This window comes from Parasphingorhabdus sp. (genome assembly GCF_965233695.1).
GTDB lineage: Bacteria > Pseudomonadota > Alphaproteobacteria > Sphingomonadales > Sphingomonadaceae > Parasphingorhabdus.
The window spans coordinates 1,233,887-1,253,444 of sequence record NZ_OZ247497.1; the positions used below are offsets into that span (position 1 = coordinate 1,233,887).

The window sequence follows — 19,558 nt, forward strand, 5'->3', positions numbered from 1 at the left end:
CGCCATTGTCGATGCGCGCCGGTTAAATCAGCTTATCGCGCAGCGCCATCGCTGTGGTCATGGGAATATCATTAATCTTCAAAGGAGCCATCGGTGATCCACCGGCAATGCCCACCGTGACTGTCGCCAGATCAAGGGGATGGTCCAGCGGCGATTGACCGACATCAACAGTCTGGATCTTGCGGATCGGCAATATCGTCAGCTTGCGCCGCCACCAGCCCGCGCGCACGAACAATTGCGTATCGGTCAGCGCATATTGATGATGGCGCCAGTTCAACACCGAAACGGCGATAATCGGGATCGCAATCAATATCAGCGCGTAAAAACCGGGTTGTACAAACCGGCCAAGGCCAATGCTCACGATGCTCAATATAATCGCCAAAATAACCGCATCGCGCCACCAGAGCGCTGGGCTGACATGATGAAAGTCGAGATCGGGTGGTACATTGGCGATCTTGGTTTCGGCCAGTATCGGGTCGACTTCGTCCATCTGTGCACAAGGGGCAGCGCTATGGTCGCTCTCGCCGCTGCCATCACTGGCCAGCGACTGGAATTTGAGGTGATACCAGCCGAAGCGCTGACGGACCGGACCGGTTCTGAGGATTGCCGCCTGCACCCGGTGGATCGGCATGACCATGTCGGTCAGCGTGAACAGTCCGCGCCGACGCCGGAAACCCGGCTGCCCTCGGTCAACGCGATCCAAACGAAATCCATATTCGCGAATGAAGGTCCGGATAATGCCGCTGCCCAGACCCACTGCAATCAGCGAAACCAGCGCGCCGACAGCGCCGGCAATCTGGGCGGTAAAGCTTAACCCGTTGACCACGTCCTGCTCGGTCAACTGCTCCGCCCAATACCAGGGATTGAAGAAATCATCCGGCAACAGGAAGTCGAGATTCTGGGCGATAGCGGCCAATATGGCGAGTAGAACGAAGGAAAAATTGAACAGGCCCGCGATGAATATCCGCCGGTTGTCCATTGTAAATAAAGGGGTTCCCTCATCTGAGCCGATATCAGTTGGTGCAGCTACCGCCTGCTCTGCCGCGCTTGTGGTGACGCCGGATTTATAGTCGCGCAGCGTATCCCGCAGCGCTTCGGCATCCGCCAGAGCCAGCGCATCCAGCTTGCCATCCTCGCTGCCGCCAGAGCCGGTTTCCAGCTTGACCGTGGCGAGTCCCAATATCCGGCTGACCAGTTTTTGCTCCAGGCTGACATCCTGAATCCGGTCGAACGGTATGGATCGGTTATTGCGGCTGAGCAGGCCGCTTTTGATGCGGATTTCTTTTGCGCCGACATGATAGGTGAAGCGCGACCAGATCAGCGCGGTTATTCCAATGATGATGGCCAGTAGCGCCAGAGCGGCGAGCGCAGCATAGACGATATTCTGATCGAATACGCTGAAATAGAGCACGCCCATCGCAATCAGATTCTGGCCGATAGCGGCAACCGATTTCAGAATGATGCTGAGCGGATGCAGATGGCGAAAGGATGCGCTGTCTGCCGCTTCCGGGTCCATCGTTTCTGCTGTTGTTACGGATAGGTCATTCATATCATGTCTTGGCGAATATGACCTTTGATCGTGTCGCGCATGTCCTCTGCATCGGATGTGCTAAGACCGGGCAAGGTGACGATGCTGTTATGGGTGCCAGCCGTGTGGACGATCAGTGTCGACAGCCCGAACATTCGCTGAAAGGGACCTTGCGCCACATCGATATGCTGGATGCGGTTAAACGGCACGATCGTGTCCGTCCGCCAAAGGAAACCGCGCAAAACCCGCAGTTGTTCGTCACCCATATCATAGCCCCAGCGGCGATAGATCCGACCTGGCAACAGGATGATCAGGAAAAGCGCCATCGCTGTGACGGGCCCGATGATCATGCCGCCGATGCCGGGTATAACGTTGCGGATCGCAAATTCGCCGACGATTGCAGCGATAATCAAAATGGCGGCAAGGATCACCGTATTGAGACGAATCAGGGATTTTTGCGGGGGATGCAGCGGTGTCAGACCCTGGTTATAGGCCCGCGCCATATCCTGTTCCATTTCTGCGAGAGGGTCGGGGGTGGCAATGGCTTCTGTCATGAAGCGACTATGCCGAAGCTGTGTTATTTAGGCAAGACAGATAGCGCAGCCTGGACTCGAGCGACAAGCGGCTAGCGTTAGCGCGCCAGCGCTGTTTCCGCCTCTTCCGTCAGCGTCTTGATAATATCCGCAACGCTTTCCTCGGACTTGACCATGCCAACCGATTGCCCGGCCATGACGGAGCCATTTTCGACATCGCCGTCAATCACCGCCTTGCGCAGAGCGCCAGCCCAGAAATGTTCGATTTGCAACTGTGCTTCGCCCATTTCAATTTCACCGGCGTCGAGCAATTTCGCCACTTCAATCTGCTTGCGAGTAAACTCTTCGGTGCCCTTGTTTTTGAGCGCGCGAACCGGAATGACCGGCAGGCGGGGGTCGACCTGAACGCTGGTTACGGCATCGCGGGCATTGCCGCGAATAAAGGCTTTCTTGAAATTGGGGTGAGCGATGGATTCATGTGCGCAGACAAAGCGCGTGCCGAGCTGAACCCCGCTTGCGCCCATTTCAAGATAGGCGCCAATCATCTCGCCGGTGCCGATACCGCCAGCGACGAAAACCGGCAATTGATCCGCAATTTCGGGCAGAATTTCCTGCGCCAGTACGGACGTCGAGACTGGCCCGATATGACCGCCCGCTTCCATGCCTTCAATTACGATGGCGTCAACGCCGGAGCGGATGAATTTCTTGGCCAGCGCCATGGCCGGCGCAAAACAGATGACTTTTGCACCGATTTCCTTGATCGCCTCAAGGCTGCCCTTGGGCGGCAGACCGCCGGCGAGTACAACATGGCTGACGTCATGATTGCCACACACTGCGATCAGCTTCATCAGGTCCGGATGCATGGTAATCAGGTTGACGCCGAACGGTTTGCTGGTCCGCTTCTTGGTTTCGGCGATTTCTGTATCGAGCAAATCCGGGGTCATCGCACCACAAGCAATGACGCCAAAGCCGCCTGCATTGGAAATGGCGCTGACCAGATTGCGCTCGGACACCCAGCTCATCGCGCCGCACATGATCGCGGTTTCACTGCCAAGCAGGTCGGTGCCGCGCTGCATTAAGGTCGAGAGTTTGGATTGGGTCATTGGGTTTCTTTCTAAATGCCCTCTCCCGTTCAGGGGAGAGGGTTGGGAGAGGGGGATATCGTATAAGGTGCAAAGCCTCCCCCTCCCTTAATCCCTCCCCTGAAGGGGAGGGAGATTGTTAAGCTGCATCCTCTGCATCCAGGCCATATGCGGTGTGAAGCACCCGCAGTGCCAGTTCGGTATAGTCTTCCTCGATCAGCACGCTGACCTTGATTTCCGACGTCGTAATTGCCTGAATATTGACGCCGCGATCGGCGAGTGCCTTGAACATTGTCGAGGCTACACCGGCATGGCTTTTCATACCGACGCCCACGACCGATATTTTCGCGACGTTTGTGTCGGAAATCAGCCGGTTATAGCCAATGCTCTCCTTGGCCTTTTCCAGCACCTGCATGGTCCGGTCCAGATCGCTGGTCGGTGCCGTGAAGGTCACATCAGTTTCGCCTTTTTCGCGTCCGACATTCTGAATAATCATATCCACATTGATCGCGGCCTTGGCGAGCGGCTCGAAGATATTTGCCACGGCACCCGGTTTGTCTGGCACGCGGGTCAGGGTGATTTTGGATTCATTCTTGTCATGGGCGATGCCCGTGATGAGTTGACGCTCCATATCCTCTTTCTCCATTTCGCTTTCGCTGACGATCATTGTTCCAGGTAGATCATCTGCAACTGGTGAACCGTCCTCAGTAAAGGATGACAGCACCTGAATACGTACATTTTCTTTCATCGCCAAACCGACCGAGCGCGTCTGCAGCACCTTTGCGCCGACGCTGGCCAGCTCCAGCATTTCCTCAAAAGTCACGGTTTTCAGCTTGCGGGCCTTTGTCACAATGCGCGGGTCGGTGGTATAGACACCGTCAACGTCGGTATAGATATCGCAACGATCCGCTTTGACTGCTGCGGCAATGGCAACGGCACTGGTATCAGACCCGCCGCGGCCAAGCGTCGTGATCCGGCCATCCTGACTAATGCCCTGAAAGCCCGGAATGATAGCGATTTCACCGCTTTGCATGGAAGCGGTGAGAGCGTCGGCATCGACGGTTTCGATCCGCGCCTTGCTATGCGATTCGATGGTTCGGATCGGCATTTGCCAGCCGAGCCAGCTGCGCGCCTTGGCGCCCAGCGATTGTAACGCGATTGCGAGCAGGCCAGATGTCACCTGTTCGCCGCTTGCGACCACCACGTCATATTCCGCAGCATCGTAGAGCGAGCTGGCTTCGCGGCAGAAATTGACGAGCCGGTCGGTGTCTCCCGCCATGGCCGAGACGACCACCGCGACTTCATGCCCGGCATCTGCCTGTTGTTTGACGATTTGTGCAACCCGGCGAATTCGCTCAATCCCCGCCATCGACGTGCCGCCAAATTTCATCACTATCCGTGCCATGATGCCTGTTATCTGTCTTTCTATTGAAAAAAGGGTCTGAACGAGACGCGCGGGCTGTGATAAAGAGACGTTATGACAAAGGCAAGCACCAGCAAGAGTTCGGTTTCAGGCGCAACCAAGAGCACGATAAACGCGCAAGAGGCCGCGCATTTTGGAGCTTTGGCGGCCGATTGGTGGGATCCGAACGGGTCATCCGCCATGCTGCATCGGCTCAATCCGGTGCGGCTCGGCTATATCAGGGATGCGATCAATCTGCATTTCGGCGTCGCAGCGTCTGATTTGCGACCTTTGGCCGGCAGGCGCGCACTTGATGTCGGATGCGGCGCCGGACTGGTTTGTGAGCCTTTGGCCCGGATGGGCGCAGCGGTCACCGGGCTCGACGCCGCGCCGGAAAATATCGACGCGGCCAAGGCGCATGCCGAACCGCAGCGGCTGGATATCGACTATCGCAATATCGGGATCGAAAAGTTCGGCGAGAACGGTTTCGATCTGGTGACTTCGCTCGAAGTGATTGAACATGTCGATGATGCCGATGGTTTCGTGGCTGGGTTGGCCCATGCGATGTCCGATGACGGCCTGATGATTTTGTCCACGCCCAATCGCACCGCCATGTCGAAAATCATGCTGGTCGATCTTGCCGAAATGACGGGGCGTATTCCCAAGGGCACACATCATCATGATCAATTTTTCACTCCTGATGAGCTGGAAAAACTGCTGGGGCAGGCCGGATTGAAAGTCACCGACACCACCGGCCTGTCCTACAGTCCCTCCCATGGTTTTGCTTTGTCAGAGAATTTGTCGCTCAATTATCTGATGACGGTGGTGCGCGATTGAGGGATTGAGCGATTCCGTCCGCCTTTATGTCCCTTCCGACAAAGCGGCTTGTCTTGCTTTGTTTGACAGCAACGTGCCACGCTATTTTGATGCTAGCGAGCGCCCCGCCTTTGAAAATTTTCTGAATCAACCGACCGGAGAATATTTCGTGATTGAAAAAGCCGGCGCAATTTGCGGGTGTGGCGGTTTTAGGAAGGAAGATCGCGGCCAGGCACGCTTTACCTGGGGCATGGTGGATAATGCCCACCATGGATCGGGGCTGGGTCGATTGCTCGCCGAATACCGTCTGCAAGCGATTGAAGCGTCAGGGTCTTTTGTCGAGGCAGAGCTTTTCACAACTCCTCAAATTGCCCCCTTTTTCGCAAAATTCGGTTTTCAAACGGTGCATTTAGAGACCGATGGCTTTGCGCAAGGAATGGACAAAGTGCAGATGATTCTCCGCTTGACCGGCGGCGATCCCGAAAGGTCCTAAAAATCGACTTTTTCGTAATGGGCCGGAGGAGCGATTACTTCCATGCGCTCCGATAATAGTGGCCGAAAAGAGGGGCGCGATTTGAACATCGCGTACCATGCTTTCGTCTGTTCATGTCCGGTCCAGTCAATGCCGCCGAGATAATCCGCGACCGATATTTGTGCTGCGGCAGAAAGGTCGGCCAAACTCATGGTCGCGCCGGCCAGCCAGCTGCGGTGATCGATCAGATAGTCAATATAGTCGAGATGGACATTGGCCCGCCGCATCGCTTCGCGCAAAATCTTGGCATCCGGCGGTGCGCGATGGACGATGCGTTTGTGCATCCGTTCATAGAGCATGGGCGCCGTGACATCGCCGTAAAACTGCTCGTCAAACCAGGCTACGAGTCGGCGTATCTCAGCCCGGTTAGTGGCGGTACCGTTTATCATCGGCGTTTTTTCGACCGTCTCTTCGATATATTCACAGATCGCGACACTATCGGCCAGAACCGTTCCACGCTCGGCATGTCGAAGCACCGGAGTCCGGCCAGCCGGGTTCATATCGAGATACGCATCCCGCTGTTCCCATGGCGACTCGCGGACAAGCTCATAGCCGACCGATTTTTCGCCCATTAACAGGCGAACTTTACGCGAAAACGGACAAAGAGGAAATTGGAATAACTGCCACATAACGTTGCTGTTAATCGGGAATGGGTTGCGGGGGAAGGGGCTTGATGCACGAAAAGGTGAATAGATGCTCAGGCGTTACAAAACGGCTTGTCAGACGCGCCTATTCCAGCGCATCCATACGCCGCTTCATCTTTTCGCCAATTGCTTTGAGCTGCGGAAGCAAAGCCCCAAATTCACTGGCCATGATGCCCATCATCACAGTGCCCTTGCGCATTTTGTCTTCCATGTCGGCGTTGAAATCAGGATTGTCACGCGCAGCCAGATCACCCAATGTGGCATCGGGATCGACATTGGAAAATGTCTCACCATCATTCAAGTCTTCCGGGACGGCTTTTTCCATCGCGGCCGCAAATTGACCAATGGGCAAGTCCATCATCGCCGTCATGAAACCGGACATTACCGATACCATATCATCCTGAAATTCCGGATCGTTGAGCTTATCGATCATCTCGGATTCAGCGGCTTCATCCTGCGCCGCAGCGGGGACAGAAAGGCTCAGCGACACGGCCAATAAAGGGAGAGAGAAAAGTGATCGCATAGCTGAGCCTCCTAAACAGTCATCGTTGTTCGCCAACGACACTTGGCGTCTAGCAGCCCTGATCTGAGTCAAAGCTGAACCGGCGCAGAGTCATTCAGCAAGAATCGTAAATTGCCGTAAAACCAGCACGGAAAGCCGAAATCATGCGACCTGATAAATGGCCAGACGATTGCCCGAAGGATCAAGACATTCAAAGCGCCGACCGCCGGGATAAGGAAAAATCTCTTTGACGATGGCGCCGCCGGCTGTTTTTACCTGCGCAAGGGCGGCCTCGAGATCATCCGTTTCAAAGGTCGGCATCGGCGCGGGCGGCTCTTCGCCAGCAGCGATGCCAATTTGCACAGGTCCGCCTTCAACGGCGGCATATTCCGGCCCATAATCGGTAAAGGAAAAACCGAAGGCTTTTTCATAAAAGGCCTTACTGGCACCAAGGTCGATCGCTTTCATTTCCATATAATTGGGCGTGATTTTGGGCATGGTTTTGGCTCCTGTTAATCGGGAGGCAGATTTGGGCGCACAGGATACAAGGCCGGTTAGCCCAAGCAGGCCTAACCCCGCCGTTACATCACGCCGATCTGTCATGTCTTCGATGAATCAACACATTTTTTAGGTTCAATCTTGTAAAAGTATCTTCCGTTGTCGGCAATCATTTCCCTGAGTTGAACCTTGTCATCAACTCGGCAAGTCACAATGAAATTGACCCTGTCTTTGATGAGGACCTTGCGCCCATCCTTTAGCTCAATCCGCATATAGGCGGTCGTAGGAATTGAATATTCCGATGTCTTGTTGAAAATCTTCGAAATATGACCTTCTAAAACTTTGCCCGGTTGGTTTCTAACGCTCCAAACGCCTTCTGCTTTCAGAGCATAGATCGAAAATGCGAAAATACCGAAGACCAAGACCATTAGGCCCAGCTTCCACTCCCGAAAGATCCGATATCTATAGTAAGTTGGGTCGATAGTCTGATCTCTCGTTCTACTCTGCCGCAACGACAGCATCCCTATCCGACAGCGGATGATCCAGCCGTTCGACCATTTCTTTCGGACAAACCTGCCAGAAGCGTTCCCGCCAGCGGTCCCAGTCGCGCAAGATGGTCTCTGACCAGTTGCTGTCGGTGGTCCGGTGATGCGCTTCGATCAGGGATTTGAGATGCTCTTCCCAATAGCCGCTGTCCAGTCGTTGCCAGATGATGCTTTCGGGATTGGCATATTTTTCAAAATCGCGGTTGAGATCGAGGATGAAGGCCATGCCGCCGGTCATGCCTGCGCCGAAATTATTGCCGACCGCGCCAAGGATAACCGCATTACCGCCGGTCATATATTCGCAGCCATTGGCACCGCAGCCTTCAACAACCACATCCGCGCCGCTATTACGGACCGCGAACCGTTCGCCGGCTTGCCCCGCTGCAAAAAGCTGACCGGAGGTTGCGCCATAAAGCACCGTATTGCCGATAATCGTATTGGCCTTGCTGTCGAGCGGTGAGCTGACCATTGGGCGGACGACAATCTTGCCGCCGGACAGGCCCTTGCCGACATAGTCATTGGCATCGCCAAAGACTTCCAGTGTGATCCCCTGACACATGAAGGCGCCGAGGGACTGGCCCGCACTGCCGCGCAGACGCACATGGACATGGTCCTCGTTCAGCGCGGTCATGCCATATTTGGCCGTGACCTCTGCCGAGAAACGCGTGCCGACGGCCCGATGCGTGTTGCGCACCGTATAGGTCAGCTGCATTTTTTCGCGCCGTTCAAAAACCGGCTGCGCGTCGGCAATCATCTGGGCGTCCAGACTGTCGGGCACTTCATTGCGGTGCGTCGGGAGGTTGAACGTGCGCTCGGTATCCGGCGCGTCTACCTTGGCGAGAATCGGGTTGAGGTCGAGATCATCGAGATGCTCGGCCCCGCGACTGACTTGCCGCAGTAATTCCGTACGCCCGATAACTTCTTCAAGCTTCCGATAGCCAAGGCGCGCCAATATCTCGCGCACTTCTTCGGCCATATAGGTCATGAGGTTGATGACTTTTTCCGGGGTGCCGGTAAATTTCTCGCGCAGTTTTTCGTCCTGCACACAGACACCAACCGGACAGGTGTTGCTGTGGCATTGCCGGACCATGATACAACCCATGGCGACCAGGCTCAGCGTACCGAGGCCAAATTCCTCTGCACCCAATATTGCTGCAATGACGATATCGCGTCCGGTTTTCAGCCCGCCATCGGTGCGCAACTTCACGCGGTGACGCAGACCGTTAAGGGTGAGGACCTGATTGGCTTCGGTCAGACCCATTTCCCAGGGTGTTCCCGCAAATTTGATGCTCGTTTGCGGCGATGCGCCGGTCCCGCCGGTATTGCCCGAAATCAGGATGACATCGGCATGCGCCTTGGCCACACCAGCGGCAATCGTGCCGATACCAGCGGCAGACACCAGCTTGACGCAGACGCGTGCTTTGGGGTTGATCTGCTTGAGATCGTAAATCAGCTGCGCCAGATCTTCGATCGAATAGATGTCGTGATGTGGCGGTGGTGAAATGAGCGTGACACCCGGGGTCGAGTGGCGCAGTTTGGCGATAAATTCCGTGACCTTGAAGCCGGGCAATTGTCCGCCTTCACCGGGCTTGGCGCCTTGGGCGACCTTGATCTCGACCTCTTCACAGGCACCGAGATATTCTGCCGTCACACCAAAGCGGCCGGAAGCGACTTGCTTGATCGGACTCGACGCATTGTCGCCATTGGCGAAGGGTTTATAGCGGCGCTTCTCTTCGCCCCCTTCACCGGACACGGATTTCGCGCCAATGCGGTTCATGGCAATGGCCAGCGTTTCATGCGCTTCGGGGCTGAGCGCGCCAAGCGACATGCCGGGCGTGTTGAAACGTTTGCGAATTTCGGTAATCGCTTCAACCTCGTCGATCGGAATCGGTTCCGGCGCGTAGTTAAATTCCATCAGGTCGCGCAGATAAACCGGCTCCAGCTCGCGGACGCCTTGCGAAAATTGCAGGTAGGAGGAGTAGCTATCGTGGGCGACCGCGCTTTGCAGCAAGTGCATCAAATGCGCGCTATAAGCATGGGCTTCACCGCCATCACGCTGTTTGTAGAAACCGCCAACCGGCAAGCGCACAACCGCGGCTTCAAACGCCGCGTCATGTTTTTCCTGCGCATTGATAAACAAGGACGCATAGCCTTCGCCGGAAATTTTGGTCGGCATGCCGGGGAACAGGTCGTTGCACAAAGCGCGCGACAGGCCGACGGCTTCAAAATTATAGCCGCCGCGATAGCTGGAGATGACGGCAATGCCCATTTTGGACATGATTTTAAGCAAGCCTTCGTCGACCGCTTTCTTGTGGCGGGCAATGCATTCGTCGAGGGACAGACCATCGAACAGCCCGCGCGCATGACGGTCCACTATCGCTGCTTCCGACAGATAGGCGTTCACGGTCGTTGCGCCGACACCGATGAGCACGGCATAGCAATGGGTGTCGAGACATTCAGCCGCCCGGACATTGACCGAGGCATAGGCACGCAGACCTTTGCGCACCAAATGGGTGTGCACAGCCGCAGCAGCAATGATCATGCTGATCGCCATATGATCTTCGTCGATATTCTCATCGGTCAGGAAGATTTCGGTCTTGCCTTGTCGCACGGCTTGTTCAGCTTCTTCGCGAATCCGGGCAATGGCATCGCGCATCTCAATCGCGCCGCCCGTATTGGACATAGTGCAGTCTATTTCGGCGACGGCATCGCCAAACCCAGCCTTCAGCCGTTCCCATAATTCACAGCTGAGCACGGGGCTGTCGAGCACCATGACGTCTTCATTCTGACTGTCTTTTTCCAATATATTAGCAAGATTGGCAAAGCGCGTGCGGAGGCTCATGACATGGCGTTCGCGCAGGCTGTCAATTGGTGGGTTGGTGACCTGGCTGAAATTCTGCCGGAAAAAATGGCTAATCTGCCGCGGCTTCAGACTGATGACGGCGAGCGGCGTATCATCGCCCATAGAGCCAATTGCTTCCTTGGCATCTTCCACCATCGGGGCGAGGATGACTTCCATATCTTCCAGCGTATGTCCCGCCGCAGTTTGTCTCCGGATCAATTCCTCTTTCGAGAAGTTAAGGCCAGAACCGGCAGGTGCAGGAGGCAGGTCATCGGCTGTCAGAAAGCCTTTGACGAGATCAGGATAGGGTTCTTCGGAAGCGATCTTGTCTTTGATTTCCTTGTCGGTAAAAACCACGCCTTCCTGCAAGTCGACCGCGATCATCTGACCGGGACCAAGCCGGCCCTTTTTGATGATCTGGCTTTCGGGAACCACAACCATGCCGGTCTCGGACCCGATGATCAGCAAATTATCATTGGTCATCGAATAACGCAGCGGTCGCAGTGCATTGCGGTCCACGCCGCCCACAGCCCAGCGGCCATCCGTCATGGCAAGCGCTGCGGGACCATCCCATGGCTCCATGACGCTGGCCATATATTCATACATCGCCTTGTGCGCTGGATCGATATCCGCTTCATTCTGCCAGGCCTCGGGAACCAGCATGAGTTTCGCTGTCGGCGCATCGCGGCCGGAGCGACAGATGGTTTCAAAAACTGCGTCCAATGCCGCCGTGTCGGAGGCACCTGCCGGGATTACCGGCTTGATGTCCTCGGAATGATCGCCAAAGGCGAGGCTCGCCATTTTGATCTCGTGGCTCTTCATCCAGTTTTTATTGCCGCGGATCGTGTTTACTTCGCCATTATGGGCAAGCGTGCGAAACGGTTGGGCCAACCACCATTGCGGAAAGGTGTTGGTTGAATAGCGTTGATGAAAAATCGCGACACGGCTTTCAAATCGTTCGTCGGTCAAGTCGGGATAGAATACCGAGAGAGACTCTGCGAGAAACAAGCCTTTGTAAATGATCGAGCGGCAGGACAGGCTGCAAATATAAAAATCCTGAATCTGGGCGGCGATCACCTTTTTCTCGATCCGGCGGCGAATGAGATAAAGGTTTTTTTCAAATTCCTCGATGCTTTGACGGTCCGGCAGTGGTCCGGCAATCATGATCTGTTCAATTTCGGGCCGGGTGTTTTGCGCCTTCACGCCAATGACCGACACGTTTACCGGCACCTGCCGCCAGCCATAAATCTTGTAGCCGGCTTCGATAATTTCCGCCTCGACAATTGTCCGGCAGGTCTCCTGAGCACTTAAATCCGTGCGCGGCAGAAAGATCATGCCGACGGCGAGTCGGTTGGGAAGCACTTTATGGCCGCTGTCGGCAATCGCGTCGTCAAAGAAGCGGGCCGGCAAATCGACATGCAGGCCAGCGCCATCGCCCGTCATTCCGTCTGCATCCACCGCGCCGCGATGCCACACCGCTTTCAGCGCATCAATCGCCGAAGACACCACCCGCCGCGATGGCTTGCCATCGGTCGCGGCGACCAGTCCGACACCGCAGGCATCAGATTCAAATTCAGGCCGGTACATGCCGGTTTCGGCAAGGCGCTTATGTTCGGGCGTTGGATAGTGGTGCGTCATATCAATTTCATTTCAGTAGGTAAGAGCAGTGATTTTGTACGCTGTTGTCTATTTGCCGTTTGCTATTTTAGCTTTGGCGTTTTTCTGCGCTTTTTCGAGCGCTTCATAATATTTTTCAAACGCGGTGTCTGAATCGGCGCTCAGTTTATTGACGAGCTCCCGGTCTTCCGGTGACCAGTTATCGGGATCTTCCCAATCTGTAGCATCCTCTGAATTTTCCTCCTCGTCCATCACCTCCTGAACCGAGGCGAAGGGATCATTGTCAGGCATTTTAACGGATGGCAGATGGGCAGTAGCCTCTTCGACCTTTTTCATGATCTCTGGCATCGCCTGCATCATTTCCGGGACCATACTCATCATCGATTGCATCATTTCCGGATCGACAAAGACCATCATATAGTCTCGCGCAAAGGCACTACCGGTATCGGTGGCGAAAAAGCTGTTCATCTCGGTTAGTTGGCCGACACTGAATTTGCGCGCATAAATATTGGTCAGTGCTTCGCGGACGGCTGGTTCCATCCCGATCATCAGGTTGACCATCTCGTCCATGATAACCTTGGTCGAAATTTTCGTCCGCTCTGCGTAATGCGGGTCCATTTCCGTCGCCATCTCGGCCAGTGTCTTTTCGCCCATACCTTCGGGCATATCGCTTCTGGCGACACCTCCCGCCCCGGCCAGATCGCCCATGCGCATATTGCCCATGCTCATCATCATCTGGTCCATCATCTGATCCATCGTCCCCTTCATCATCCGCTCATAGGTGCCGAGCGGGAACAGATAATCAACAGTGCTCTTGGCTGCCTCGAGACGTGCGGGGTCGATCGCAGCCGCTTCGGTTGCGGCGGTGTCACCGGCTTCTTGTGCTGCGGCTGGAATACTCACGGCGAGGGCGATCGAACTCACAGTAACTGCAATGAATTTTCTCATTTAAAACTCCGAAATAGAAACCAAAATATGGGGTGTTCAGGCGGCCTGTTTTTCCGCCCGCGCTTTTTCGCGCAAGAATTTGTGCATATGCTCGGTCACGTCGCGACCGTCGCGAATGCCCCATACCACAAGGCTGGCTCCGCGGACAATATCGCCAGCGGCGAAAACGCCATCGAGATTGGTCATCATGCTCTTGTGATCGACGCGCAAAGTGCCCCAGCGGGTGACGCTGAGGTCCGGGCATTCAAACAGGCTGGGCAGCTCTTCCGCATCAAAGCCCAAAGCCTTGATGACCAGATCGGCCTCTAGGGTAAACTCGCTATCGGGCTGTACTTCCGGCGCGCGGCGGCCACTGGCATCGGGCGCGCCCAGACGCATCTTCGTCGCTTTGACCGCGGTGACATGGTCCGTGCCTTCGACTGCTTTGGGTGCGGAGAGCCAGACAAAATCAACGCCTTCTTCCTCGGCATTTTTCACTTCATTCTGTGATCCCGGCATATTGGCGCGGTCCCGGCGATAGAGGCATTTGACCGACTTGGCGCCCTGCCGCACGGAGGTGCGGACACAATCCATCGCGGTATCGCCGCCGCCAATGACGACAACATTCTTGCCCTTCGCATTGAAGCGGCCATTGTCGAAATCGGGCACGTCATCTCCAAAGCTCTTGCGGTTGGAGGCGGTCAGGAATTCCAGCGCTTCCTCCACACCTGGAGCGCCGACGCCCGGCATTTTTATCTCCCGGGCTTTATACACACCGGTCGCGATCAGGATGGCGTCATGCTTGGTACGCAGTTCGTCCAGGGTCGCGTCTTTGCCGACTTCAAAATTCTCATGAAATTGGATGCCGCCGTCTTTCAAGCGCTGGACCCGCCGCATGATCACATCCTTTTCAAGCTTGAATCCGGGAATGCCATAGGTCAGCAATCCGCCGGCGCGATCATGGCGATCATATATATGGACGTCATAGCCGGCGACCCGCAGATATTCTCCGGCCGTCAAGCCAGCGGGACCAGCGCCAATAATGCCCACCGATTGGCCGCGGGATTTCGCGGGCACCAGCGGTTCGACCCAACCTTCTTCCCAGGCGGTGTCAGTGATATATTTTTCAACCGCACCAATGGTCACGGCGCCATGGCCGGAAAACTCGATTACGCAATTGCCTTCGCATAAGCGGTCCTGCGGACAGATTCGACCGCAAATTTCCGGCATGGTCGATGTCAGATTAGACATTTCATAGGCTTCGCGGACCCGGCCCTCGGCGGTCAGCCGGAGCCAGTCGGGAATATGGTTGTGGAGCGGGCAATGGGTCGAGCAATAGGGCACGCCGCATTGCGAACAACGTGCAGCCTGTTCGGCTGCTTTATCGGGCGCATAACGATCAGCGATTTCCTGAAAATCTTCAGCCCGCAGCGTCGGTTCGCGCTTTTCGGGGTAGTTTTGCCCGGTATTCACAAATTTCAACATGTCTAATTTTTTCGTGCCTTTTGGCATGCAGATCGCTCGCTTTTTGTGTTATTCTATTAGGGTGACCCTGCTCGCCATAGCGAGCGTTAGGGCTGCGATAGGCCAATCATCAGCGGAAGTCACGTAAATTCAGCAAAATATGACAGTATTTCTAACCTATATCACGTGTTTCAGGGGGTTTCAGGCAAAAGCGACGGCTCTTTGCGCAATATAAGTATCATATCGGACCTAAATTCGACGACGACAAACTGGGAAGCTGCTTCTATAAGTGCCTCTCCTTCAGTCGATCCGGGTCCCATCATGACATTTATTCAAATGCTGCTCCTCGCCGTCGTGCAAGGCGTGACCGAATTTTTGCCAATTTCCTCATCTGGGCATCTGATACTGCTTCCCGTTTTTACGGGCTATGCCGATCAGGGTCCAATGATCGACATCGCGGTACATGTTGGCTCATTGCTGGCCATCATCACCTATTTCTTCAAGGATGTAATTTCTCTTGGAAAAGGGGGATTTGCGACCATCGGCATAGGCAAGGCGGATGCCGAGCGGCGCTTGCTGTGGTGGATCATCATCGGCACCATTCCTGCGGTTATCGTTGGGCTTTTCCTGAAAACCGGCGGCTATCTTGAAGGCTTTCGCAGCACCACTTTAGTGGGGATTAATCTTATCATTTATGGCGTGTTGTTGGGTATTGCCGACCGCGTTGGGCGACAGGTGAAGTCGTTTGAGGACATGACGTTGAAAGACGGTTTGATCGTCGGCCTAGCCCAGGCACTCGCGCTCATCCCGGGTACCAGCCGATCCGGTGTTACTATGACCGCAGCGCGTTTTCTGGGTTATAGCCGGGTTGAATCAGCCCGTTTTTCTTTCCTTCTATCCATCCCGGCGGTCGCCGGTGCCGGCATATTGATCGTTCCAGATTTGATGGATGCCAGTGGGGATTTGCTGCGAGAAGCGTTGATCACCGGCGCACTTACATTTCTTGCAGCCTTGGCAACAATGGCCTTCTTAATGCAGTTCCTGCGCAAAGCATCGATGATGGTTTTTGTGCTCTACCGCGTGGCAATGGGCGTGGCTCTGCTGATCTGGTTTTAGCGGCTTCTTGATCTAACCAGCTTTGGCGCGCGCGCCGAAGCGCCCGTGTGTGGTATATTTCTGCATCCATCCGCGTGCGACCGTCGCCAAGGGGGTTGGTGTGATATTGAAAGCATCCAGGCCTGCCTGCCCCTCGGCCACAACATTATCCTTTTGCAGCATCTTATATTGATCAGAAGTAATCGGGGCACCGGGTAAAAAGCCTGTGCAAGTGGCCAATAACCTAGCCGCAAAATCGGGAATCTCGAAAAAGGCGCGATCCCGCTTTGTCATCTTCGCAATCCGGCGATTAAGATCACCCATGCTGATCACTTCCGGTCCTCCCAGTTCGAAAGTCTGGCCTGCATATTGTCCGGGATTTTCCAGCGCTTTGGCCACGGCCTTAGCGACGTCACCGACAAAGACCGGTTGGAATTTTGTTCCGCCACCAATAATGGGCACGATCGGCATCATCCGGATCATGCCAGCAAAGCGGTTGATAAACTGATCCTCGCGGCCAAAAACAATGGACGGGCGCATGATTACAGCATTGGGAAATACAGTCAGCACGGCCTCTTCGGCTTCTCCCTTGCTTCGCCCATAGCGAGATGGAGAATCAGTATCAGCGCCAATAGCGGACATCTGGATCAGCGCACCGCACCCGGCTTCGGTGGAGGCTTCCGCTACATTGCGTGCACCCGTGACATGCACCGTTTCAAAATCACCGTCCAATATGCCGACCAGATTAATGACCGCGTCACAACCACGAACAGCGCGAACAACGCTATCCTTCTTTGTCACATCTGCGCTGGCAAACTGCGTCTGCCCCAGATTGCCAAGCGGCTTGATGTGCATGGCATTTTTGGGATTGCGTTCTGCCACCCGCACCCGTGCGCCACGCGACAAGAGTTGCTGGGATATATAGCGACCCAGAAAACCGCCGCCGCCAAAAATGCAAATCAATTGTCCGTCGAGCGCCATAGTCTTTCTGTCCATCTCTAAATTGCAATCAAAGGATGCTATTTTGCCGCGCTTGTGCCCGACTGGCAGGCCGCGTGCAATATCCGATTCCACTTTATCTATAACATATTTTCTCCCGGTTTGCGTAGCCGGAGATGAGATTATGGCGGGCTTAAGATGAATCATTGACAATATTGCCCGCTAGACGCTAAGCGCCCGCATCTACACCGAGATTTAGTCGGTTAGCCCAGATGGCGGAATTGGTAGACGCGCTAGCTTCAGGTGCTAGTATTCGCAAGGATGTGGAGGTTCGAGTCCTCTTCTGGGCACCATTTGTTCTTTTCAGAAAATCCCAAATCGTTGCATAAACCGCAGTAATCTGCCATATTATCTCTGATGACGTTCATTGGAGTTTAGCTATGTTTCGCCTTATTTCGCACGAATTGGGGGCCTCATTGGGGGCTCTATCGCTTTTTCCCTATTTTCGTGAAAAGTGAGGCCCCCAAATGCCACTAAATATCGCAGAAATCCGGTCGTTTAAGCCGAAGGCGAAAGCCTATAAAAAGGCCGATGGGCGGGGTTTGTACCTTTTAATAAAACCAAATGGATCAAGGCTTTGGTATTTGAAGTACCGTTTCCGGGGAAAAGAGAAAAAGTTGTCTTTGGGGCCTTTTCCGGATGTTGGCTTGGCCAATGCACGTCGGCTGTGTGAAACAGCGCGCCTTCAAATATTGGAAGGCACTGATCCGATGGCGGAGCGGATGCGCGAAAAGTCGTTGGAAAAACAAGGGTCGGAGCATACTTTTGAATCGGTAGCACTCGAATATATTGAAGATAATATGGTGCGCGCAGGTCGCGCTGAGGCGACTTTGCGAAAAGCACGCTGGTTTCTCGATCTTCTGAAACCTGCCATCGGCGACATGCCGATTGCCGATGTTGATCCGCAAATGATGTTGGCCCCGCTCAAGAAGATGGAAGCGCGCGGCAATTTGGAATCTGCGAAAAAGTGTAAATCCTTTGCCAGCAGAGTTTTTCGCTATGGCGCTGCCACTGGACGCTGTCAAAGCGATCCAACTGCGATCTTGCAAGGTGCATTGGTGTCGCCAAAGGCGCGGCACTATGCGGCGATATTGGAGCCTGAAAAACTAGGTGAACTGCTGCGCGCCATTGAGAATTTCGAATGCAGTCCAATCACCAAAGCAGCGTTGCGCGTTGCGCCCCATGTGTTCGTCCGCCCCGGCGAACTGCGGCACGGCGAATGGAAAGAAATCGATTGGGACAAGAAAGTCTGGACCATCCCGGCGGGCAAGATGAAGGCGCGGCGCACCCATGCGGTGCCACTGTCGCGCCAAGTCCTGGAATATCTTGAGCATTACAAGGCAAAGATGGGCGGCGACGGTTATATCTTCCCGTCATTATATGCATCCGCCCGTCCGATGAGCGAAAACACAGTGAACGTCGCGTTTCGGCGGATGGGATTTGGCAAAGAAGAAATAACCGCGCATGGCCTGCGTTCAACCGCTTCAACATTTCTCAATGAAAGTGGTAAATGGCACCCCGATGCGATTGAACGTGCTCTGGCGCATGGTGACAGCAATGCGGTGCGTGGCGTCTATAATCGCGGCAACTATTGGGATGAACGGGTCAGGATGGCGCAATGGTGGAGCGACTATCTGGATGCCCTGCGCGCAGGCGAAAATCCAAAGCTGTGACCGAATAAAATTCGGCTGCATCATGCAGGCGCAATATTGAAAAAGCTGGCCGAAATGCAGTTTCGCTGCATTCCGGTCAGATAATCTAATGAAATTGCGAGAGTTAGAACAGGCTCATTTGTCGAGTGTCAGCGAGATGCTTCTGCCATTGTTTCGACTGACTGGCTTCGTCCAGCCATTCTGAAACGAACGCCAATGCATCTCTTTGGTTTTCCAATGTGCCGGATGGCATGAAATGTGACCGGTAGCCGGTCTCGGTTATCGGAAGCGGGACTGACCCTTCGCTGGTGATTTCAAGATGATCTGTCCCGGTAAAATATTCCGGCTTGTGAACGATCATGATGCGAATGTCCTGCCAGAGCAGGATGTGGCGGGCGCTCACGCGCCCGCTCCCTGTTCGGATGGTTCCAAAGGCTTGCGAAGAACAATTCGGCCGTTGATCGGAAGAATATCCAACTGGATCGAAAGCCCGTTGCCATCACGGTGCGGCCAAGCGGCTCCGACTTTGGTCCAAAAACCTTTCTCGCCTTTGTTGCTGACATGCCAGGCATGGAAGTCTGGAACCTTGGGTTCGCTGGTTATTGATGTTGATGCATTTGCCATGAGAATTTCCTTTCTTGTCTGATTGGCTCGTTGCACTGAACCAAAAGACCGGACGAAAAAGGACGGGCGTCATGCCCAACACGGGTGAACGCAGAGAACCGGCGCGGGCCGGGCATTGATGGCTGTTCGCGTCCGGTCAGTGAAGGGTGCTTGAAAACGAGCCGAAAAGATTTGAAAGTTACTCGATAAGCTATAACAAGAATATACTCGCTCCATCGTTCAGAAAATCCACATTGGATTGCTAACTATTGCGAGG

The 19,558-nt window shown here is 54.7% G+C and carries 18 protein-coding genes and 1 tRNA gene; 5 read left to right on the plus strand and 14 right to left on the minus strand.

Going from position 1 to position 19,558, the window contains the following annotated elements; translation table 11 throughout:
* Positions 1–22: 22 nt before the first annotated feature.
* The 4 genes from ACO6S1_RS05815 to ACO6S1_RS05830 form a co-directional block, all read right to left on the minus strand.
* Positions 23–1,549: a PH domain-containing protein gene (locus ACO6S1_RS05815; protein ID WP_422345376.1), complete on the minus strand. Its 1,527-nt coding sequence runs from the start codon at positions 1,547–1,549 to the stop codon at positions 23–25.
* Positions 1,546–2,082 (minus strand): PH domain-containing protein, encoded by a 537-nt coding sequence (locus ACO6S1_RS05820; RefSeq protein ID WP_422345377.1) that lies wholly within the window; start codon positions 2,080–2,082, stop codon positions 1,546–1,548. The genes ACO6S1_RS05815 and ACO6S1_RS05820 overlap by 4 nt, the downstream gene beginning before the upstream one ends.
* A gap of 77 nt (positions 2,083–2,159) precedes the next feature.
* A complete protein-coding gene (locus tag ACO6S1_RS05825) occupies positions 2,160–3,164 on the minus strand; it encodes an NAD(P)H-dependent flavin oxidoreductase (protein WP_422345378.1) in 1,005 nt (334 codons plus the stop codon).
* Between the two features lie 118 nt (positions 3,165–3,282).
* Entirely contained in the window at positions 3,283–4,548 is a 1,266-nt protein-coding gene (locus tag ACO6S1_RS05830; RefSeq protein WP_422345379.1) for an aspartate kinase, read from the minus strand.
* 72 nt (positions 4,549–4,620) lie between these two features.
* Between ACO6S1_RS05830 and ubiG the strand changes: the two genes are divergently transcribed.
* Together ubiG and ACO6S1_RS05840 are read left to right on the plus strand one after the other, a co-directional pair.
* The gene (gene ubiG, locus ACO6S1_RS05835) at positions 4,621–5,382 is read left to right on the plus strand and encodes a bifunctional 2-polyprenyl-6-hydroxyphenol methylase/3-demethylubiquinol 3-O-methyltransferase UbiG (RefSeq protein ID WP_422345380.1); all 762 of its coding nucleotides are present in this window, start codon (positions 4,621–4,623) and stop codon (positions 5,380–5,382) included.
* A gap of 4 nt (positions 5,383–5,386) precedes the next feature.
* Positions 5,387–5,854 (plus strand): GNAT family N-acetyltransferase, encoded by a 468-nt coding sequence (locus ACO6S1_RS05840; protein WP_422345381.1) that lies wholly within the window; start codon positions 5,387–5,389, stop codon positions 5,852–5,854.
* Here the strand turns inward: ACO6S1_RS05840 and ACO6S1_RS05845 are convergent.
* From ACO6S1_RS05845 to ACO6S1_RS05875, 7 genes are all read right to left on the minus strand, one after another.
* Positions 5,851–6,522: a glutathione S-transferase family protein gene (locus tag ACO6S1_RS05845; protein WP_422345382.1), complete on the minus strand. Its 672-nt coding sequence runs from the start codon at positions 6,520–6,522 to the stop codon at positions 5,851–5,853. The two genes, ACO6S1_RS05840 and ACO6S1_RS05845, sit on opposite strands and share 4 nt — an antisense overlap.
* 100 nt (positions 6,523–6,622) lie before the next feature.
* The gene (locus ACO6S1_RS05850; RefSeq protein ID WP_422345383.1) at positions 6,623–7,060 is read right to left on the minus strand and encodes a hypothetical protein; all 438 of its coding nucleotides are present in this window, start codon (positions 7,058–7,060) and stop codon (positions 6,623–6,625) included.
* A gap of 141 nt (positions 7,061–7,201) precedes the next feature.
* The gene (locus ACO6S1_RS05855) at positions 7,202–7,537 is read right to left on the minus strand and encodes a VOC family protein (RefSeq protein WP_422345384.1); all 336 of its coding nucleotides are present in this window, start codon (positions 7,535–7,537) and stop codon (positions 7,202–7,204) included.
* Between the two features lie 101 nt (positions 7,538–7,638).
* Complete coding sequence (locus tag ACO6S1_RS05860; protein WP_422345385.1) at positions 7,639–7,965, minus strand: hypothetical protein; 327 nt, start codon at positions 7,963–7,965, stop codon at positions 7,639–7,641.
* 70 nt (positions 7,966–8,035) lie between these two features.
* The gene (gene gltB, locus ACO6S1_RS05865; RefSeq protein WP_422345386.1) at positions 8,036–12,562 is read right to left on the minus strand and encodes a glutamate synthase large subunit; all 4,527 of its coding nucleotides are present in this window, start codon (positions 12,560–12,562) and stop codon (positions 8,036–8,038) included.
* Positions 12,563–12,610: 48 nt separating this feature from the next.
* Positions 12,611–13,489 (minus strand): DUF2059 domain-containing protein, encoded by an 879-nt coding sequence (locus tag ACO6S1_RS05870; protein ID WP_422345387.1) that lies wholly within the window; start codon positions 13,487–13,489, stop codon positions 12,611–12,613.
* A 36-nt stretch (positions 13,490–13,525) separates the two neighbouring features.
* Positions 13,526–14,953 carry an NAD(P)-dependent oxidoreductase gene (locus ACO6S1_RS05875; RefSeq protein WP_422345388.1) on the minus strand — a complete coding sequence of 476 codons (1,428 nt, stop codon included), beginning with the start codon at positions 14,951–14,953 and terminating at the stop codon, positions 13,526–13,528.
* 300 nt (positions 14,954–15,253) lie between these two features.
* On the opposite strand from ACO6S1_RS05875, the gene ACO6S1_RS05880 reads away from it, so the two are divergent.
* Entirely contained in the window at positions 15,254–16,048 is a 795-nt protein-coding gene (locus tag ACO6S1_RS05880; RefSeq protein WP_422345389.1) for an undecaprenyl-diphosphate phosphatase, read from the plus strand.
* Positions 16,049–16,060: 12 nt separating this feature from the next.
* Here the strand turns inward: ACO6S1_RS05880 and ACO6S1_RS05885 are convergent, their stop codons facing one another.
* Positions 16,061–17,023: a complex I NDUFA9 subunit family protein gene (locus ACO6S1_RS05885; protein ID WP_422345390.1), complete on the minus strand. Its 963-nt coding sequence runs from the start codon at positions 17,021–17,023 to the stop codon at positions 16,061–16,063.
* Between the two features lie 209 nt (positions 17,024–17,232).
* Between ACO6S1_RS05885 and ACO6S1_RS05890 the strand changes: the two genes are divergently transcribed.
* A tRNA-Leu gene (locus ACO6S1_RS05890) sits at positions 17,233–17,319 on the plus strand.
* Between the two features lie 174 nt (positions 17,320–17,493).
* Entirely contained in the window at positions 17,494–18,699 is a 1,206-nt protein-coding gene (locus ACO6S1_RS05895) for a tyrosine-type recombinase/integrase (RefSeq protein WP_422345391.1), read from the plus strand.
* 103 nt (positions 18,700–18,802) lie between these two features.
* On the opposite strand, the gene ACO6S1_RS05900 is transcribed toward ACO6S1_RS05895, so the two are convergent.
* Positions 18,803–19,081: a hypothetical protein gene (locus ACO6S1_RS05900; RefSeq protein WP_422345392.1), complete on the minus strand. Its 279-nt coding sequence runs from the start codon at positions 19,079–19,081 to the stop codon at positions 18,803–18,805.
* Positions 19,078–19,302, minus strand: coding sequence for a hypothetical protein (locus tag ACO6S1_RS05905; RefSeq protein WP_422345393.1), 225 nt, complete (start codon positions 19,300–19,302; stop codon positions 19,078–19,080). The genes ACO6S1_RS05900 and ACO6S1_RS05905 overlap by 4 nt, the downstream gene beginning before the upstream one ends.
* Between the last annotated feature and the right edge of the window lie 256 nt (positions 19,303–19,558).

Coding starts and splice junctions, on each gene's coding strand:
- ACO6S1_RS05870 (WP_422345387.1), bottom strand. CDS start 13,489: ATGAGAAAATTCATTGCAGTTACTGTGAGTTCGATCGCCCTCGCCGTG.
- ACO6S1_RS05855 (WP_422345384.1), bottom strand. CDS start 7,537: ATGCCCAAAATCACGCCCAATTATATGGAAATGAAAGCGATCGACCTT.
- ACO6S1_RS05880 (WP_422345389.1), top strand. CDS start 15,254: ATGACATTTATTCAAATGCTGCTCCTCGCCGTCGTGCAAGGCGTGACC.
- ACO6S1_RS05860 (WP_422345385.1), bottom strand. CDS start 7,965: ATGGTCTTGGTCTTCGGTATTTTCGCATTTTCGATCTATGCTCTGAAA.
- ACO6S1_RS05820 (WP_422345377.1), bottom strand. CDS start 2,082: ATGACAGAAGCCATTGCCACCCCCGACCCTCTCGCAGAAATGGAACAG.
- gltB (WP_422345386.1), bottom strand. CDS start 12,562: ATGACGCACCACTATCCAACGCCCGAACATAAGCGCCTTGCCGAAACC.
- ACO6S1_RS05895 (WP_422345391.1), top strand. CDS start 17,494: ATGCCACTAAATATCGCAGAAATCCGGTCGTTTAAGCCGAAGGCGAAA.
- ubiG (WP_422345380.1), top strand. CDS start 4,621: ATGACAAAGGCAAGCACCAGCAAGAGTTCGGTTTCAGGCGCAACCAAG.
- ACO6S1_RS05905 (WP_422345393.1), bottom strand. CDS start 19,302: ATGGCAAATGCATCAACATCAATAACCAGCGAACCCAAGGTTCCAGAC.
- ACO6S1_RS05825 (WP_422345378.1), bottom strand. CDS start 3,164: ATGACCCAATCCAAACTCTCGACCTTAATGCAGCGCGGCACCGACCTG.
- ACO6S1_RS05815 (WP_422345376.1), bottom strand. CDS start 1,549: ATGAATGACCTATCCGTAACAACAGCAGAAACGATGGACCCGGAAGCG.
- ACO6S1_RS05850 (WP_422345383.1), bottom strand. CDS start 7,060: ATGCGATCACTTTTCTCTCTCCCTTTATTGGCCGTGTCGCTGAGCCTT.
- ACO6S1_RS05875 (WP_422345388.1), bottom strand. CDS start 14,953: ATGTTGAAATTTGTGAATACCGGGCAAAACTACCCCGAAAAGCGCGAA.
- ACO6S1_RS05885 (WP_422345390.1), bottom strand. CDS start 17,023: ATGGACAGAAAGACTATGGCGCTCGACGGACAATTGATTTGCATTTTT.
- ACO6S1_RS05845 (WP_422345382.1), bottom strand. CDS start 6,522: ATGTGGCAGTTATTCCAATTTCCTCTTTGTCCGTTTTCGCGTAAAGTT.
- ACO6S1_RS05830 (WP_422345379.1), bottom strand. CDS start 4,548: ATGGCACGGATAGTGATGAAATTTGGCGGCACGTCGATGGCGGGGATT.